11 protein-coding genes are annotated in these 16,092 nt (G+C 67.3%); 5 read left to right on the top strand and 6 right to left on the bottom strand.

Annotated elements, in window-relative coordinates; translation table 11 throughout:
• Nucleotides 1-279: 279 nt before the first annotated feature.
• Nucleotides 280-1,227 carry a polyphosphate kinase 2 gene (gene ppk2, locus IM738_RS06875; protein WP_442908492.1) on the bottom strand — a complete coding sequence of 316 codons (948 nt, stop codon included), beginning with the start codon at nucleotides 1,225-1,227 and terminating at the stop codon, nucleotides 280-282.
• A gap of 141 nt (nucleotides 1,228-1,368) precedes the next feature.
• Nucleotides 1,369-3,507, bottom strand: a complete 2,139-nt coding sequence (locus IM738_RS06880; protein ID WP_236965137.1) for a PhoX family protein — start codon at nucleotides 3,505-3,507, stop codon at nucleotides 1,369-1,371.
• A gap of 241 nt (nucleotides 3,508-3,748) precedes the next feature.
• On the opposite strand from IM738_RS06880, the gene IM738_RS06885 reads away from it, so the two are divergent.
• From IM738_RS06885 to IM738_RS06905, 5 genes are all read left to right on the top strand, one after another.
• On the top strand, nucleotides 3,749-4,600 hold the full coding sequence (locus IM738_RS06885) for a GNAT family N-acetyltransferase (protein ID WP_236966265.1): 852 nt from the start codon (nucleotides 3,749-3,751) through the stop codon (nucleotides 4,598-4,600).
• A 132-nt stretch (nucleotides 4,601-4,732) separates the two neighbouring features.
• Entirely contained in the window at nucleotides 4,733-5,620 is an 888-nt protein-coding gene (locus IM738_RS06890; protein WP_236965138.1) for a UDP-2,3-diacylglucosamine diphosphatase, read from the top strand.
• A 28-nt stretch (nucleotides 5,621-5,648) separates the two neighbouring features.
• Complete coding sequence (locus tag IM738_RS06895) at nucleotides 5,649-6,767, top strand: glycosyltransferase family 4 protein (protein WP_236966266.1); 1,119 nt, start codon at nucleotides 5,649-5,651, stop codon at nucleotides 6,765-6,767.
• A gap of 67 nt (nucleotides 6,768-6,834) precedes the next feature.
• Nucleotides 6,835-8,898, top strand: coding sequence for a polyphosphate kinase 1 (ppk1, locus tag IM738_RS06900; RefSeq protein WP_236965139.1), 2,064 nt, complete (start codon nucleotides 6,835-6,837; stop codon nucleotides 8,896-8,898).
• Nucleotides 8,899-8,909: 11 nt separating this feature from the next.
• A complete protein-coding gene (locus IM738_RS06905; protein ID WP_236965140.1) occupies nucleotides 8,910-9,392 on the top strand; it encodes a SixA phosphatase family protein in 483 nt (160 codons plus the stop codon).
• Nucleotides 9,393-9,564: 172 nt separating this feature from the next.
• Here the strand turns inward: IM738_RS06905 and IM738_RS25975 are convergent, their stop codons facing one another.
• From IM738_RS25975 to ppx, 4 genes are all read right to left on the bottom strand, one after another.
• Nucleotides 9,565-10,107 (bottom strand): hypothetical protein, encoded by a 543-nt coding sequence (locus tag IM738_RS25975; RefSeq protein ID WP_336886554.1) that lies wholly within the window; start codon nucleotides 10,105-10,107, stop codon nucleotides 9,565-9,567.
• Nucleotides 10,108-10,229: 122 nt separating this feature from the next.
• The gene (locus tag IM738_RS06915) at nucleotides 10,230-13,205 is read right to left on the bottom strand and encodes a hybrid sensor histidine kinase/response regulator (protein ID WP_236965141.1); all 2,976 of its coding nucleotides are present in this window, start codon (nucleotides 13,203-13,205) and stop codon (nucleotides 10,230-10,232) included.
• 3 nt (nucleotides 13,206-13,208) lie between these two features.
• The gene (locus IM738_RS06920) at nucleotides 13,209-14,318 is read right to left on the bottom strand and encodes a response regulator (protein ID WP_236965142.1); all 1,110 of its coding nucleotides are present in this window, start codon (nucleotides 14,316-14,318) and stop codon (nucleotides 13,209-13,211) included.
• A gap of 132 nt (nucleotides 14,319-14,450) precedes the next feature.
• Complete coding sequence (ppx, locus tag IM738_RS06925) at nucleotides 14,451-15,935, bottom strand: exopolyphosphatase (RefSeq protein ID WP_236965143.1); 1,485 nt, start codon at nucleotides 15,933-15,935, stop codon at nucleotides 14,451-14,453.
• Between the last annotated feature and the right edge of the window lie 157 nt (nucleotides 15,936-16,092).

Genomic DNA, 16,092 nt, shown 5'->3' on the forward strand with positions numbered 1-16,092 from the left:
CGCCATACAAGATCAAACTTGGGACAAATTCAGGTCAAAGTGAAGACATTCCAGACCATGGAAACCGTTCGGAAACGGCAAAGCCGGCCCAAACGTGGGCCGGCAAACAGGACATGACATGCCCGGGGGGAGGGCGCAACGCGCACAAGCCAGCAGCAGAAGCAAGTGCCCGAAACCCAGAACGCGGCGGAGCTGGCTCGGCCAGTCCGCTCGCGTGGCCCCCTGGGGGGTGACGCCGCAGGCGGCGCGGGGGGCCAAATGCCCGCGGCGCGGGGGGGATCAGTACACCGTCGGCACCAGCATCTCGTCCGGCACCGCCTGGCGCTTGTAGTCTTCGTGTCGTTCGCGCGGGGGCAGCACGATGCCGGGGCGCTCGATCTCGGTGTAGGGCATCTGTTGCAGCAGGTGGTGGATGCAGTTGAGCCGTGCGGTCTTCTTGTCGTTGGCCTGCACCACCCACCACGGCGATTCGGGGATGTGGGTGCGTTCCAGCATCACTTCCTTGACCTTGGTGTACATCTCCCAGCGGCGCCGGCTCTCCAGGTCCATGGGGCTGAGCTTCCACTGCTTGAGCGGGTCGTGGATGCGGCCCATGAAGCGCAGGTGCTGCTCTTCGTCGGAGATCGAAAACCAGTACTTGATGAGCTGGATGCCGTTGCGAACCAGCATCTTCTCGAACTCGGGCACGTCGCGGAAAAAGGCCTCGTACTGCTCGTCGCTGCAGAAGCCCATGACCTTCTCGACGCCGGCGCGGTTGTACCAGCTGCGGTCCAGCAGCACGATCTCGCCGCCGGCCGGCAGGTGCGTCACGTAGCGCTGGAAGTACCACTGCGTTCGCTCGCGGTCGTTGGGCGCGGGCAGCGCCACCACGCGGCAGACCCGGGGGTTCAGCCGCTGGGTGATGCGCTTGATCACGCCCCCTTTGCCCGCCGCGTCGCGGCCCTCGAAGATGATCACGACCTTGTGGCCCGTGGCGACCACCCAGTCCTGCAGCTTCACCAGCTCGCCCTGCAGCCGGAACAGTTCTCGAAAGTAGGTGCGACGCTGCCCGTTGAGCTCGGCGGTGGTGCTCGACGGCGCGCCGCCTTGGCGCGCCGCCTCCTCCAGCACCCGGTCGTCCATCTCCATTTCCAGCTCTTCGTCGTAGCCGTCGAGCAGCTCGTTCTGCACCCGGCGCAGCCAGTCCGCGTCGTGTTCCATCGAGTGAGCGGTGTTCAAGTCATCCATGGCAATTCCATTCAAGCAGTCGGAGCCAAGTGAAACCGTGGCCGGAGCTAGATGCCCCACCCAGACACACCAAGGAGCCGGCTCCGCCGGTCCAAGGTGTGGTCCCCCTGCAAGGGGGAAGCCGCGAAGCGGCGCAGGGGGTCAACTTCCAATCACGCCGCCGTCGTTCTTCGTGATCACGATCGTGGCCGAGCGGGGGCGCTTGCCGGCGCCGTAGCCGGCGTTGGCGGGCCACTGGCTCTCGTACTTCGTCGGGTCGTTGACGTCGGCCATCTTGGTGCTCTCGCCGGGGTGCTGGATGTTGATGAACACCGCGCGGCCGTCGGGCGTTTCGCACCAGCCGGTGATCTCGCTGCCCTTGGGGCCGACGAGGAAGCGCGCCAGCGTGGTCGGCGTCGGGGCCTTGCCCACGTAGGTGGTGACTGTCTTGTCGCCGTGCTTGACCGTGCGCGGTCCGCCGTCGCCCTGCTTGCCGGGGATGGCGGCCAGCATCATGCAGTTGGTCTTGTCGGTGTAGGCGCCGTCGTCGGTCTGGATCCAGCAGATGCCGGTGGCCGGGCTGAACACCAGGCCGTCGGGCGAGGACATGTCGTTGTCGTCGGTCAGGTTCGACAGGTTGACGGTGGACTTGTCGGCACCGGCCTCGGCGCCGAACACATAGATGTCCCACTTGAACGACGAACCTGCGGGCGAGGCGTCGGCCAGGCGCACGATGTGGCCGTTGACGTTGCCCTTCTGCTCCTTGCTGCCCTTCATGTCGGTGTACACGCGCGGGTTGACGGCGTCGGCGCTGGCGGCGGTGCGGTTGCTGTTGTTGGTCAGCGTGAAATACACCTCACCGGTGCGCGGGTGCACGCCGTTCCACTCGGGGCGGTCCATCTTGGTGGCGCCCACGGCGTCGGCCGCGAGGCGCGTGAAGATGGCCATGTCGGCGTTGCTCTTGAACTCGAAGTACGAGCTGCCGGCCAGCACCGGGTTGTTCATCGAGAGTTCCAGCCATTCGCCGCTGCCATCACCCTTGAAGCGGGCGGCAAACAGCGTGCCCTTGTCGAGGTACTTGTCACCGGCGGCGAGGCGGTTGGCGGGCTGGGCATCTTTCGGGTCCCACTTGGCTTCGGACACGAACTTGTAGATGTACTCGCCGCGCGCATCGTCGCCCATGTAGGCCACGATGGGCTGGCCGGACACCGGCTTGGCAAACGCCACGCTCTCGTGGGCGAAGCGGCCCAGGCCGGTGCGCTTGCGCATCGGGGCTTGGGTGTCGTAGGCGTCGACCTCGACCACATAGCCGAAGGTGTTCATCTCGTTGCGGTAGTCGTCCTTGGCCGAGGCGCCGATGGCGCTGTTGTTCCAGCGCACGAAGCGGTCGTCGCTGCCCGCGCTCTCCCAGCCGTGGCGGCTGGCTTCGCCGGCCTTGCGGCCGTAGCGCTTGAGGCCTTGCACCTGCTTGTCCTTCTTGCGGGCCTCGTCGTCCTTGGCGTCGCGGAAGAAATAGCCGTACCAGTTCTCTTCACCGCTGACGAAAGTGCCCCAGGGCGTCTTGCCGGTGCCGCAGTTGTTCAGCGTGCCACGGCACAGTGTCGCGTCGGTGCTGAACTTCGTCACCAGGTGCTCGCTGCCACGGGCCGGACCATGGATGGCGGCGGTGGTCATGGTGGTCACGCGGCGGTTGAACGGCGAGGCGGCCTTGTAGGCCCACTGCTTGCCGTTGGTCTGGACTTCCACGAAAGACAGGCCGTGGATGGCCAGTTCCTTGTCCACTTCGGCGGCCGGGCGGGGCAGGGTGGCGGTGCCGCCGTTGGCGTGGATGAAGAAGGAAGCGAGCTTCTCGTCGGTCGTGGCCTCGTGGTTCATGGCCAGCAGGCCGCGGCTGGTGAAGGCGTTCGAGGGCTGGCCGCTGGCGTCCAGGCCGAACCATTCCATGCCGTCGTGGTGGTCGCCGGCGCGCTGTTCGAAGGCGGCGTCGGTGCCGTCGTTCTTGAAGGCGGGGGTGGTGGCGGTGAGCGGGTCGCCCAGCGCGTAGATGACCTGAGCGGTGTAGCCCTCGGGCACCACCACCTTGTCGGCCAGGCTCTTGGCCACGGGCTTGAAGCCCAGGCTGCTGAGCGTGGCGCCACCGCCGTTCATGGAGGTGGCGCAGCCCGTCATGGCCGTGGCGCCAGCGGCCACACCGACCAGGCCCGCGCCCCTGAACAGGCTGCGGCGGCTCAGGCGGCTGTCCAGCACCTGCTCGAACGCGGTGTTGGACGTGGTGTTGGAGTCTTCGTCGTTGAAATTCATGGGGGTGTGTTTCGGCATGGTGTTGACGCAGTGGATGAAGAACGCAGCGCAGTCTGATGGGTGGTTGTGAAAATTTGATGACGGCTTGAAGGCAGTTCGACGTGATCGCAGCGGACTGTCAACAAAGCTTCATCAAGGCGCCACAGCTTGGTCATCCGGGCTGCCCAGAATTCCATGCATGCCCGGAAAAACCATCCACAACGCGTCCATGAGTGGCGCGCATCTCTTCAAGGAGGCCACCATGCGAGAACTCCCCACCCCGACGCTGGACCTGTCCCCAGCGTCCATTTTCCGGGGGTCACTTCATCCCCGCTCTCAGCTTGTTTCGGCGATCTCCCGCGCCGAAGAACATGCACCGGCCGGCATCGAGGTCGGCTGGGCGCGGCATCTGGACGAGGTCCGCGAAGCGCAACGCCTGAGGCACGACGTGTTCGCCGGCGAGATGGGCGCCATCCTGTCGGGCGCGCTGCCCGGCCACGACGTGGACCTGTTCGACGACTTCTGTGAACACCTGCTGGTGCGCGACGCCGCGACCCGCCAGGTCATCGGCACCTACCGCGTGCTCACCCCCGAGCAGGCCAAACGCGTGGGCAGCACCTACAGCGACACCGAGTTTGACCTGGTGCGCCTGCGCCACATGCGCGAGCGCATGGTCGAGCTGGGCCGCAGCTGCGTGCACCGCGACCACCGCCACGGCGGCGTGATCATGGCCCTGTGGGGCGCGCTCGCGGCCTTCATGCAGCGCAACCGCCTGGACATCATGATCGGCTGCGCCAGCATCCCCATGCAGCACGAAGGCGAACACGGCGTGGTGGGTGGTGGCCATGTGGCGGCCAGCATCTGGCGCCAGGTGAAAGACAAACACATGGCGCCGGTGGATTGCCACGTGCGTCCCCGCCTGCCGCTGCCGGTGGACCGGCTGGACGACACGCTGGATGTCGAGCCGCCCGCGCTCATCAAGGGCTACCTGCGCCTGGGCGCCAAGGTCATGGGCCCACCGGCCTGGGACCCGGATTTCAACGCCGCCGACCTGCCGATGATGATGCGCATCGCAGACATGCCGGCGCGTTACCGCCGGCATTTCGGGATGTGATGACCCCCCGCGCCGCCTTCGGCGTCACCCCCCCCCGGGGGGGCGGCACTGGCCGTCCGGCGGAGCCGGCCCGGCGGTGCCCTGGCCGGGGGAGTTCTGCGGCGCTGTTTGTGCTGACATCAAGGAGCCAACATGAGAGCCGTCTTTGAAGCTTTGGGTGGTGCGGGTTTGGGCGGGGCCTTGCCCTCTGGTCCCGATGCCGACGACGAGCCGCATGAAGATGAGACCGGACGGCCCCACTACCGGGCGGTCTTCATCTCCGACGTGCACCTGGGCACGCCTGGCTGCCAGGCCGCGGCCTTGCTCGATTTTCTCAAGCACCACCCGAGCGACACGCTCTACCTGGTGGGCGACATCATCGACGGCTGGCAGTTGCGCCGCAAATGGTTCTGGCCGCAGGCGCACAACGACGTGGTGCAGAAGCTGCTGCGCCGCTCGCGCAAGGGCTGCCGGGTCGTGTTCGTGCCGGGCAACCACGACGAGTTCGCACGCCAGTTCGACGGCCAGCGTTTCGGCGGCATCGAGGTGCTCAATGAAACCGTGCACACCCTGGTCGATGGCCGCCACCTGTGGGTGGTGCACGGTGACCATTTCGACGGTGTGATCCAGTGCGCCAAATGGCTGGCCTACGTGGGCGACAACCTCTACGGCGTCACCCTGACCCTGAACCGCCACCTCAACACCGTGCGCCAGCGCCTGGGCATGCGCTACTGGTCGCTGTCGCAGTACCTGAAACACAAGGTGAAGCGCGCGGTGAACCACGTCTCGGACTTCGAGCGCGCCGTGGCCGCCGAAGCGCGGCAACGCGGCTTTCACGGTGTCGTGTGCGGGCACATCCACCGGCCCGAGATGCGCACCATCGACGGCACCCTGTACGTCAACGACGGTGACTGGGTCGAGAGCCTGTCGGCCCTGGTCGAGCACCGGGACGGTCGCCTGGAGCTGCTGCACTGGCACCCCCGTCATTCGGGTGGCGAAGGGACCAGCGTGCCCATGGAGGTCGCCTTGATCCCCGCCTGACATGTCTGCCGCCGCCTCCTTCCTCCCCATGAACATCCTGGTGGTGACCGATGCCTGGTTGCCTCAGGTCAATGCGGTCGTGACCACGCTGGTGGAACTGGTGCGCCAGTTGCAGGCCATGGGCCACGCCGCCACGGTGATCCAGCCGGGGCAGTTCCGGACCCGCCCTTGCCCAGGCCATCCCGGGATCGACCTGGCGCTGTTTCCCGGCCGGCGCCTGACCCGGCTCATGGACGAGGCACAGCCCGACGCCATCCACATCGCCACGGAAGGCCCGCTGGGCTGGGCCGCGCGGCGCCACTGCCTGCGCCGCGGGCTGCCCTTCACGACGGCGTTCCACACCCGCTTCCCCGAGATGCTGAAGGCCGCGTTGGGCCTGCCGCTGTCCTGGGGCTATGCCTTGTTTCGCCGGTTTCACCGGCCAAGCAGCGGCGTGATGGTGCCCACCAGCGGCGTGCGCCAGACGCTGCAGCAGCAGGGCTTCGGGCATTTGCGTGAATGGACCCACGGGGTGGACACGCGGCTCTTCGCGTTCGCGGCCCAGGCCACCGAGTCGCCCGCGCTGGGGCACCTGGCCCGCCCGGTCAGCCTGTATGTCGGTGGGGTGTCGCACGAGAAAAACATCAAGGCGTTCCTGGAGCTGGACGTGCCCGGCAGCAAGGTGGTCTGCGGCACCGGCCCGCTCGAAGACGGGCTGCGCGACCGCTACCCCAACGTGCATTGGGTGGGGGTGCTGCCGCGCCGGGAGCTGGCCCACGTGTACGCGGCGTGCGACGTGTTCGTGTTCCCGAGCCGCAGCGAAAGTTTTGGCATCGTGATGCTGGAAGCCATGGCCTGCGGCGTGCCGGTGGCGGCGCATCCGGTGGACGGCCCCTTGCAGGCGGTGGGTGACAGCCCGGCCGGTGCGTTGCGCGAAGACCTGCACGAAGCCTGGTCGGCGGCCCTGAAGGTCCGTCGCCATGAGGCACGGCGACGCGCCCAGGCCTTCGACTGGGAGCGGGTCGCCGCGCTGTTCGTGTCGCACCTCGCGAGGGTGCCTCGGCCGCTGTGGACCGCGCGGCACCACCGCTCCGTGAGCGAAGCACCCGCGGTGCTGGCGCTGCGGCGGGCCGAAGTGTCACACAACCGTCATCCCTTCGTTGAATAATCGTCACAAGTCAGTGCCGCTGCCTCTCTCGGAGCATGCCGACGCCTGACGCCACCTGACGAAACCGATGAAAGCTGAACCTTCGAACCCTGGCCTGGTGCTGCTGGACCGCGACCGCAGCATCCTGGCGTTCAACGAGCGCGTCATGGACTGGGCGCGCCGCGCCGATGTGCCCCTGCTGGAGCGCCTGCGTTACCTGTGCATCGTCTCCAGCAACCTCGACGAATTCTTCGAGGTGCGCATGGCTCCGCAACTCAGCGCTTTCAACCTGGGCGAGAAGCGGGGTGTGTACACCGCCAGCAGCTACGAACGGATCTCGAACAAGCTGCACGAGCTGGTCGCGCAGCAGTACGCGATCTACAACGACGAGTTGCTGCCCCTGCTGGAAAAGCAGGGGATCAAGCTGGTGTCTCACGGTGAACGCGACGCGCGGCAGCGGCAATGGGTGAAGTCGTTTTTCCACCGCGAGGTGCAGCCGCTGCTGATGCCCGTGGGCCTGGACCCGGCCCACCCGTTCCCGCAGGTGGCCAACAAGTCGCTCAACTTCATCGTCCGCCTCAAGGGCAAGGACGCGTTTGGCCGCGAGAACGAGGTCGCCATCGTCAAGGTGCCGCGCATCCTGCCGCGTTTCTTTCGCATGCCACCGGTCAAGGGTTCGAAGCAGACGCACTTTGTCTCGATCTCCAGCCTGATCCGTTCGCACCTGGACGACCTGTTCCCCGGGCGCCAGGTGACCGAGTTCTCGCAGTTCCGCGTGACCCGCCACTCGGACCTGGCTGTGGACGAGGAAGAGGTGAAGAACCTGCGCACCGCGCTGCGCAAGGGCCTGCAGCAGCGCCACTACGGTGAGGCGCTGCGGCTGGAGGTGTCGGCCGGTTGCTCGGAGTTTCTGTCGGGCTTTCTGCTGGAGCAGTTCGCCTTGCCGCCGCAGGCGCTGTTCAGGGTGCCGGGGCCGGTGAACCTGGTGCGGCTGAACCAGCTGATCGACCAGGTCGATGTGCCGTCCCTGCGCTTTGAGCCCTACACCGCCGGCTGGCCGGTGCAGCTCACGCCCGGGCAGTCGTTTTTTGAGCGGCTGCAACAGGGGGACGTGCTGATCCACCAGCCCTACGAGAGCTTCGACGCGGTGCTGGCCTTTCTGCGCGAGGCGGTCGACGACCCCGATGTGCTCGCGATCAAGATGACCATCTACCGCACCGGCGCCAAGTCCGAGCTGATGAACCTGCTGCGCGAAGCGGTGCGGCGCGGCAAGGAGGTCACGGCGGTCGTGGAGCTCAAGGCGCGTTTCGATGAAGAGGCCAACATCAACTACGCCGAACGCCTGGAGTCGGTGGGTGCGCAGGTGGTCTACGGCGTGGTCGGTCTCAAGACCCACGCCAAGATGCTGCTGGTCACGCGCCGGGAGAGCGGCGGACTGCGGCGCTACGGCCACGTGTCCACCGGCAACTACAACCCGGGCACGGCGCGCCTGTACACCGACCTGAGCTACCTCACGGCCGACCGCGCGCTCACGGCCGACCTGGAGCAGCTGTTCCTGCACCTCGCGAGCCAGAACCGCCTGCCGCGCCTGAAGAAGGCGGTGATCGCGCCGTTCCACCTCTACAAGACCATGCTCGACCAGGTCGAGGCCGCCGGACAGGCGGCGTTGGCCGGGAAAGAGGCCCGCATCATCCTCAAGATGAACGCCCTGACCGACGAGCCGATGGCGCGCGCGCTGGCGCTGGCCTCACAGCGTGGCGCGAAGATCGACCTGATCGTGCGCGGCGCCTGCATCCTGCCGGCCCAGGTGCAGGGCGTGACCGACAACGTGCGCGTTCGCTCGGTGATCGGGCGCCTGCTCGAACACTCGCGCGTGTTCTATTTCCGGGTCGGCGGCGAAGAGTCGCTCTGGCTCTCCAGCGCCGACTGGATGAACCGCAACATGCTGCGGCGCGTGGAGCTGGCCTGGCCGGTCACCGACCCGGCGCTGCGCCAGCGCGTGCTGGACGAGTGCCTCTCGGCCAGCCTGCACGACACCAAGGACGCCTGGCTGCTGCAGCCCGATGGCAGCTACCTGTCTGCCGCTGATGGCGCTTCCGTGCGGCACTCGGCCCAGGCGGCGCTGATGGCGCGCTACGGCCACAAAGGCTGAGGAAACACACCATGGACCTCATTCTCTGGCGCCATGCCGAGGCCCACGAACACCCCGAAGGCCTGCTGGGTGCACAGGGCGACGCGCTCGATCTGGAGCGTCGGCTCACGCCACGCGGAGAGAAACAGGCCGCTCGCATGGGCGGCTGGCTGGACCGGCAGCTGCCTGAAGGGGCCCGCGTGTACGCGAGCCCCGCGCAACGCGCCCAGCAGACGGCCGCCGCGCTGGGCCGCAAGTTCCGCACCCGCGACGAGCTGCTGCCCGGGGCCGATCTGGAGGCGGTGCTGGCCTTGGTGGGGTGGCCCGATGGCCGCTCCCCGGTGGTGGTGATTGGCCACCAGCCGACGCTGGGCCAGGTGATTGCGCGGCTGCTGCGCCTGCCCGAGCCAGAGTGCCCCATGAAAAAAGGGGCGCTCTGGTGGCTGCGCAACCGCGAGCGGGCGGGCCGCCAGCAGAACCTGCTGGTGACGGTGCAGACACCTGAACTTTTTTGAACACCCCCGCGCCGCCTGCGGCGTCACCCCCTCAAGGGGACGGCACTGGCCGTCCGGCAAAGCCGGCCCGGCTGTGCCCTTGGTGGAGCCTTCTCATGCCTCGGCGTGTTGCTCTGGCTCCAAGAAAACCCGTTGCCGCTTTGCCTTCAATGCGGTCTGATATCGCTGCAGCTCAGGCCTGGGTGACGGCGACCTTCTTGGCGACCACTTTCTTGGCGGGTTGAGCCTCGACCTTGGCGGCGGGCGTGACCGCTGGCTGCGCGACGGGCTTGGGGGCAGGAGCCTGGACCACGGGTTTGGGGCTCGGGCTGGCTTTCACCGCAACGGTTTTGGGGGCTGCTTTGACCGCCACCTTTGTCGGTGCGGCCTTTTTCACCACCGCCTTGACGGGAGCGGGCTTGGCCGGAGCGGGCTTGGTCGCAGGCTTTTTGGCCACGGCGGGGGCGAAGGGGATCTCCACCTGGACCGTGGCAGCGGGGCGCCCGGTCTTGATCGTCGGCACCGAGGCCATCGCGGCTTTGAAGCGGGCGTCGTTCAGCTGCTGCAGCAGCATGAGACCGGCCCGCAGCAGCTCGCTCTTTTTCACGCCCACACCCAGCTTCAGGGCGCGGCCCTTGAGCGCATCGATGGCGGCGTATTCGGCCTTGGGGATGGTGAAGCTGTCGCGCACGAGCTTGGGTTTTTTTCCGGCGGATTTGTTCTGAGAGTCGTTCATCGGCATGTCCTTCTGAGGTTGAGAGAGGGCGGCATTGTAAACCGTATATACCGTTTATATCTTTGCCGGAAGCCTCGCCGCCACGGCACATGCGTGTGGCCGCAACGTGAAGCCGAAGGGGTTCAGGTGCCGAGGCTTCGGACGGCTTCTTCCAGGCTGCGGCGGGTGGCCGCTGCGGTCGCCAGGAGGGCGGCCATCGCTGCGTCGGGCCGCGTCTGCTGGCTGGCGGCCTGCTCGAAGGCAGCGCACAGTTCGGACAGTGGCCGGGCGCCGATGTTGTCGCAGGCACCCTTGAGCAGGTGGGCTTCGGCAAGCAGCGACCCGAAGTCCTGCGCCTGCGCGGCGCGACCCACGGCGCTGGTGCGCTCGTCGAGCGTGGCGAGAAAGGCGTCCACGATGTCACGGCGCAGGCTGCCTTGCGCGTCATCGAACTCGGCCATCGCGGCCAGCCGCGAAGGGTCGATCCACTCGGTGCTGACCGGTACCGCCTGACGGGTACCGGGCTGGGCCGCGCTGTCCTTCGATGTCGGTGCAGGGGCCGCGCTGGTCCAGTGCCGCAGCACCTGCCCCAGCACCGGCAGCTCCATGGGCTTGACCAGGTAGTCGGCCATGCCCGCGTCCAGGCAGCGCACGCGGTCTTGTGCGAGGCTGGACGCCGACACGCCGATGATGACCGGGGCCTGCGCACCCAGGCGTTCACGGATCTGTTTCGCGGTGGACACGCCATCCATGCCCGGCATGTGGCTGTCGAGCAGCAACAGGGCGTAAGGACGGCGTTCGCGCTGCGCCTGCTCGACCGCCTCGATGGCCCGCAGGCCGTTGTCCAGGGTGTCGTGCGGATAGCCCAGCCGTGTGAGCATGGCCGAGGCCACCTGGAGATTGACCGGGTTGTCGTCCACCACCAGCACCCGTTGCAGGTGCTGCGCGGCAGGCAGGGAAGCGGATCTCACGGGCAGGACATCCTCCAGCCGGGCAGCCTCGGCCTGGAGGGTGAAGCGGAAGGTGGAGCCCACGCCCACCAGGCTGCTCACCTTGATTTCCCCACCCATGAGTTCGACCAGGTGGCGGCAGATCATCAGGCCCAGGCCAGTGCCACCATAGACGCGCGCGGTGGACGTGTCACCCTGCGAAAACGGCTGGAACAGGTCACCCAGGCGGTGCGCCGAGATGCCGACGCCGGTGTCGCTCACGCTGAACCCCAGCACCATGGGGTCGCCCGGCTGGTCCACCCACACCCGCAGCGTCACCTCGCCGTGGTCGGTGAACTTGATGGCGTTGGACAGCAGGTTGAGCAGCACCTGGCGCAGGCGGGTGATGTCGCCCGTGATGGCCGGAGGCACATCGGGCGCGATGTGCACCCTGAGCGGCAACCCCTTTTCCGTTGCCTTGAATCGAACGATCTCGCAGACGCCGGCGATGGTCCCGCGCAGGTCGAGCGGCAGGTGCTCCAGCGCCAGCTTTCCGGATTCGATCTTGGAAAAATCCAGGATGTCGTCGACCACCGAGAGCAGCTGTTCGCTCGACACCTTCAGCACACCGAGCAGGTCTTTCTGCGCATCGGTGAGCCCGGTGTCGCCCAGCAGTTCGCTCATGCCCACCACCCCGTTGAGCGGCGTGCGGATCTCGTGGCTCATCACCGCCAGGAAACCCGCCTTGGCCTTGACCGCTGCGAGGGCCTCTTCGCGCGAGGCGGCCAGCTCGGCGGTGCGCAGGCGGACCCGTTCCTCCAGCATCTGCGCGGCGTCCTGCAAGGCGGTGTTCTTCTGCTGGATTTCCTGGTTGTAGTCGCGCAGCTGGACGGCGCTGTCGTGCATCACCTCCGACAGCAGGTGCACCTCGCGAAAGCGGGTGTTCTGCTGCACCGCCGGCACCTTGCCGGAGCCGACCAGCGTGGCCGAGCGGTTGAGGCGCTGAAACTGCCGCGACAGGCCTTGCGCCACCGTGTAGGCCACCAGCACGCCCACACCGATGAGCGCGGCCATGGCCAGCAGGGCCCATTGCCGGGCCTGGGTCACCTGCTGGGTGAAGTCCTGCTCGGGTGCCACCACGATGAGCTGCCAGTCAAGCTGGAACTTCGAGCCGAACGGCCGCTGCAAGGCCATCAGGCGGTTGTTGGTCAGGCCCAGTCGCTGCAGCCAGTCTTGCTGGGTTTCCAGCCGCACCAGGCCGCCCTGGGACGCACCTTGCGCGCCCCGCGTCTGGACGCTGAGCTGGGCGTAGGACTCGCGCACCAGCGGGTCCGAGCTCTGCAAAGGCGTGATGCGCTGGTGTTTGTCGTTGACCAGCCGGCTCAGCTCCTCCTTGACCGAGGAGGCAACCATGCGACCCTGGCCGTCCACCAGGTAGGTCACGGCGTTGTCGCTGATCCGGGTGTTGCTGATCAGCTCGGTCAGGCGCGCCAGGCTCATGTCGACGGCGATCACCCCCAGCAGCGACCTGCCGTCGATGTCGAAGATCGGCTGGGCCAGCGTCAGGTCGAACTGGCTCTTCACGGCCGATCGGTACACGTCGGTGAACACGCGCTGGCCGGTGCTCGCGGCCAGCTGGTACCAGGGGCGTTTGCGCGGGTCGTACACCGTGGTCTCGGTTTTGACCAACTGGCTGCGGTCGCCCGGTTGACCGATCCGGTAGTGACGCCGACCGCTCTCGCCCGGCCGGATCTCGCGCACGATGAACTGGCCGTCCTCCCGCTCCAGCCCGAAAAAGCTGCCATCGGCGGTGCCGAAATACAGGTAGGGCACGTTGGGGGACTGCTGGGTCAGAGCGTGCGCCATCAGCTCGAACGCGGCGGTGTCCCTGAGCCAGTTGCGCGTGCGTTCGCCCTCGGCGCCGCTGGTGGCGAAGGGGGGGACCAGCGCATTGACCACCGTGTGCGACTCCCCCAGGTGCGCCAGCGCGCCCACGTCCACACGGGCGGCGGCCTGGCTCATGGCGTTTTCCGCCAGGGTGTCGATGGCCTGCGAGCTGTTGGACGACAGCAGCCAGGAGACCAGCAGCGAGGGCACCAGCGCGGTCAGGACCAGGGCCGCGATCAGCGCGGGGCCCAGCGACAGGCGGCGACGTGTCGGCGCGGGGAGGCGGGTGTCGGCGCCGGTCATGGGTCAGGGGGCCAGAGGTTCCACCGCACACACTTCCAGCGTCTCTCCACGGTGGGGCAGGGTGATGAAATGCCGCGACACCGGCTGGATGGCACCGGTGACGCTGCGCAGCACCGGAATCGACACCGTGACGCAATGGGTGGCCGGGGCCCGCCGCTGCATGGCGATCGCATCGATCACCGTCTCTCCCACCGGCAGCAGCTGCTGGGCGCCCCCGAGCAGGCCGTCCAGCCGCATCATCGCCACCGGACCACTGTGCACCGCCACACCGACCTCGAAGCGTGGCAGCTCGATGTCTGGAAACCGCTGCTTCACAAAGTCCTGCATGCCCGCGGCCGCGGTGCGCAAGCCGAAGGCCGCCTTGACCGCGCGCAGGCCCGGGTGGGCCGTGGAGCCCGCGGTCATGTTGGTGAACAGTGCGAGCAGGCCGTCGCCCACGAACTGCACGGTGCTGGCGCCAAAGAGGTGCACGGTGTCGCCGCTGCCTTCGTAGAAACGCTTGAGCACGGTGACGAGCTGGTCGGCGTTGAGCGCCGCGAGCCAGTCCGGGTAGTGCCGGATGTCGGCGAACAGCACGGTGGCCTGGGGGTGGTGTTCCTGCTGGCCCCGGGTGTCACCGGGCCACTGCTCGCTGAGCTCGCGCGCGAGGCGGTTTTCGTATTGCTCCTGCAGGCTCCAGGCCTGCTCTTCGAGCGCCTCGGACACGGCGTCGCGCACCTGCATGTCCAGCGAGGCCGAGCGCATGGCGAGCCGGTTGATCTGCGCCGACACCGCGTCCACCAGCTCGGCGGGACGCACGGGCTTGGTCAGGTAGTCGTCGGCACCCAGGGTCATGCCCTGGCGCATGTCGCGCCGTTCCTGGAGCGAGGTGAGCAGGACAAACGGGATCTGGTTCAGGTCGTCGTGTTCGCGCACGGCGCGCAGCAGCTCGAATCCGGTCACACCGGGCATGTTGATGTCACTGACCACGAGGTCCGGGCGGTGTTCGCGGATCAGCTGCCAGGCCGCCTGGCCATCGCTCGCGGTGAGCACGCTGTGACCCTGGTTGCGCAGCACCACCTGGATCAGTTTGAGTGTCCCGTTGTCGTCTTCCGCCACCACGATCAATGCCATTGCCGCTCACTTGTCCTGACTGAGAGAGGACCCATGTTACTGGTAGGGGGTATCACGCCATGCCGCCAGGCCATGGGTCAGCGGCCTTGCACTCCGGTAGCGTGACGGAATGCCGCCCGGCGTGGGCCCCGCTCAACGAAGCTCTGCCGTGAACTTCCAGGTGGTTTTTTGCCAGGCCAGCACCTCTTCCCCGATCAGCCAGGCCGATTGCGGGTAGCGCCGCGACCACCCCGGGTTGGTGGCGAGCTTGAAGGCGCCGGGCTTGTAGCTGAGCTTGACCGACTCGTGCTCGGGCATCTGCCGTGCGTGGCACAACACCACCGCCAGCCGAAGGCACATCAGCTGTTTGGCGAACAGCTCGTCGGACAGGGCCGATTCCAGTTTTTTGAGCTTGCCACGCTGGCCCAGCACCAGCTGGCTCATGCGGTGCAGTTCGGGGAAGGAGAAACCGGGCGCGTCCACGTTGTCGAGGATGTAGGCGCCATGGTGGTAGGAGCGATCGTGCGAGATGTGGGTGCCGATCTCGTGCAGGCGCGTGGCCCAGGCCAGCTTCTGCGAATAACGCTCGTTCTGGGCGTCCACCGCGGCCACCTGGGAGAAGAGGGCGGTGGCCACGGTGCTGACCCGCTGTGCCTGCGCCTCGTCGACCGAGAAGCGGGCGCACAGCCAGCGCACCGTGCGCTCGCGCACATCGCCGCCGTCGGTGTCGCGGTCGATCAGGTCGTACAGCGCCCCGTGGCGCAAGGCACCTTGCGCCGGCACCATCTGCTGGATGTTGAACAGATCGAAGATCGCGCGCAGCACGCTCACGCCGCCACCGATCACCGGACGACGGTCGTCCTTCATGCCCTCGATCTTGAGCTGGTCGGCGTTGCCGGCCTTGATCAGCCGCTCCACCAGCCAGTCCAGGCCCGAGCGGGTCACCACGCCCGAGGCCCAGCCGTTGGCCGAGAGCACGTCGGCCACGGCACCCACCGTGCCGGACGAACCGTAGGCGATGTCCCATTCGGTGGGGGGGAAGCGGTCCAGCGCCTGGTCCAGCACCGCCTTCGCGGCCACCTCGGCGGTCTTGAAGGCGGCGGCGGTGAACTGACCTTTGGGAAAGTACTTGGTGGACCAGGCCACGCTGCCCAGGCGGTAAGACTCCATCTTGCTGGCCACGTAGCCCTCGCCGATGATCATTTCGGTCGAACGGCCACCGATGTCCACCACCAGGCGCTTCTCGTCGGATTGCGGCAGCAGGTGCGACACGCCCTGGTAGATCAGGCGGGCTTCTTCATGGCCGGAGACGACCTCGATCGAGAAACCGAGGATGGCCTGGGCATTGCGCAGGAATTCGTCGCGGTTGGTGGCCTCGCGCAGGGTCTGGGTGGCCACGGCGCGCACCTGCTGCTTCTTGAAGCCGTGCAGGCGCTCGGCGAAACGGGCCAGGCACTCCCAGCCGCGCTGCATGGCGGCCTGGCTCAACGCCTTGTTTTCGTCCAGCCCGGCGCCCTGGCGAACGGTTTCTTTGATGTATTCGATGCGCTCGATGTGGCCCGATTGAAAGCGGCCGATCTCCAGTCGAAAGCTGTTGGAGCCGAGGTCGATGGCGGCGAGGAGGGTACCGTTTTGCATGGAGATGGGCCGGTGGATCCACGGGCCGGATTCGTTGAACGTCGGGTTTCCCCGGATTGTGACGCATTGCACATCGCGTCCCGGCCGCATGGCACCGGCCCGCTCGGCTTGCCCAGCCAGCGTTCGAGGAAGACATGGCGGAGATGCCCTCTGGTGT

The organism is Hydrogenophaga sp. SL48, assembly GCF_021729865.1.
In the GTDB taxonomy this organism is placed as follows: domain Bacteria; phylum Pseudomonadota; class Gammaproteobacteria; order Burkholderiales; family Burkholderiaceae_C; genus Hydrogenophaga.

What these genes read in the sequence shown, in the direction of transcription:
- ppk2 (WP_442908492.1), bottom strand. Translation starts at nt 1,227, where the DNA reads ATGGATGACTTGAACACCGCTCACTCGATGGAACACGACGCGGACTGG.
- IM738_RS06880 (WP_236965137.1), bottom strand. Translation starts at nt 3,507, where the DNA reads ATGAATTTCAACGACGAAGACTCCAACACCACGTCCAACACCGCGTTC.
- IM738_RS06885 (WP_236966265.1), top strand. Translation starts at nt 3,749, where the DNA reads ATGCGAGAACTCCCCACCCCGACGCTGGACCTGTCCCCAGCGTCCATT.
- IM738_RS06890 (WP_236965138.1), top strand. Translation starts at nt 4,733, where the DNA reads ATGAGAGCCGTCTTTGAAGCTTTGGGTGGTGCGGGTTTGGGCGGGGCC.
- IM738_RS06895 (WP_236966266.1), top strand. Translation starts at nt 5,649, where the DNA reads ATGAACATCCTGGTGGTGACCGATGCCTGGTTGCCTCAGGTCAATGCG.
- ppk1 (WP_236965139.1), top strand. Translation starts at nt 6,835, where the DNA reads ATGAAAGCTGAACCTTCGAACCCTGGCCTGGTGCTGCTGGACCGCGAC.
- IM738_RS06905 (WP_236965140.1), top strand. Translation starts at nt 8,910, where the DNA reads ATGGACCTCATTCTCTGGCGCCATGCCGAGGCCCACGAACACCCCGAA.
- IM738_RS25975 (WP_336886554.1), bottom strand. Translation starts at nt 10,107, where the DNA reads ATGAACGACTCTCAGAACAAATCCGCCGGAAAAAAACCCAAGCTCGTG.
- IM738_RS06915 (WP_236965141.1), bottom strand. Translation starts at nt 13,205, where the DNA reads ATGACCGGCGCCGACACCCGCCTCCCCGCGCCGACACGTCGCCGCCTG.
- IM738_RS06920 (WP_236965142.1), bottom strand. Translation starts at nt 14,318, where the DNA reads ATGGCATTGATCGTGGTGGCGGAAGACGACAACGGGACACTCAAACTG.
- ppx (WP_236965143.1), bottom strand. Translation starts at nt 15,935, where the DNA reads ATGCAAAACGGTACCCTCCTCGCCGCCATCGACCTCGGCTCCAACAGC.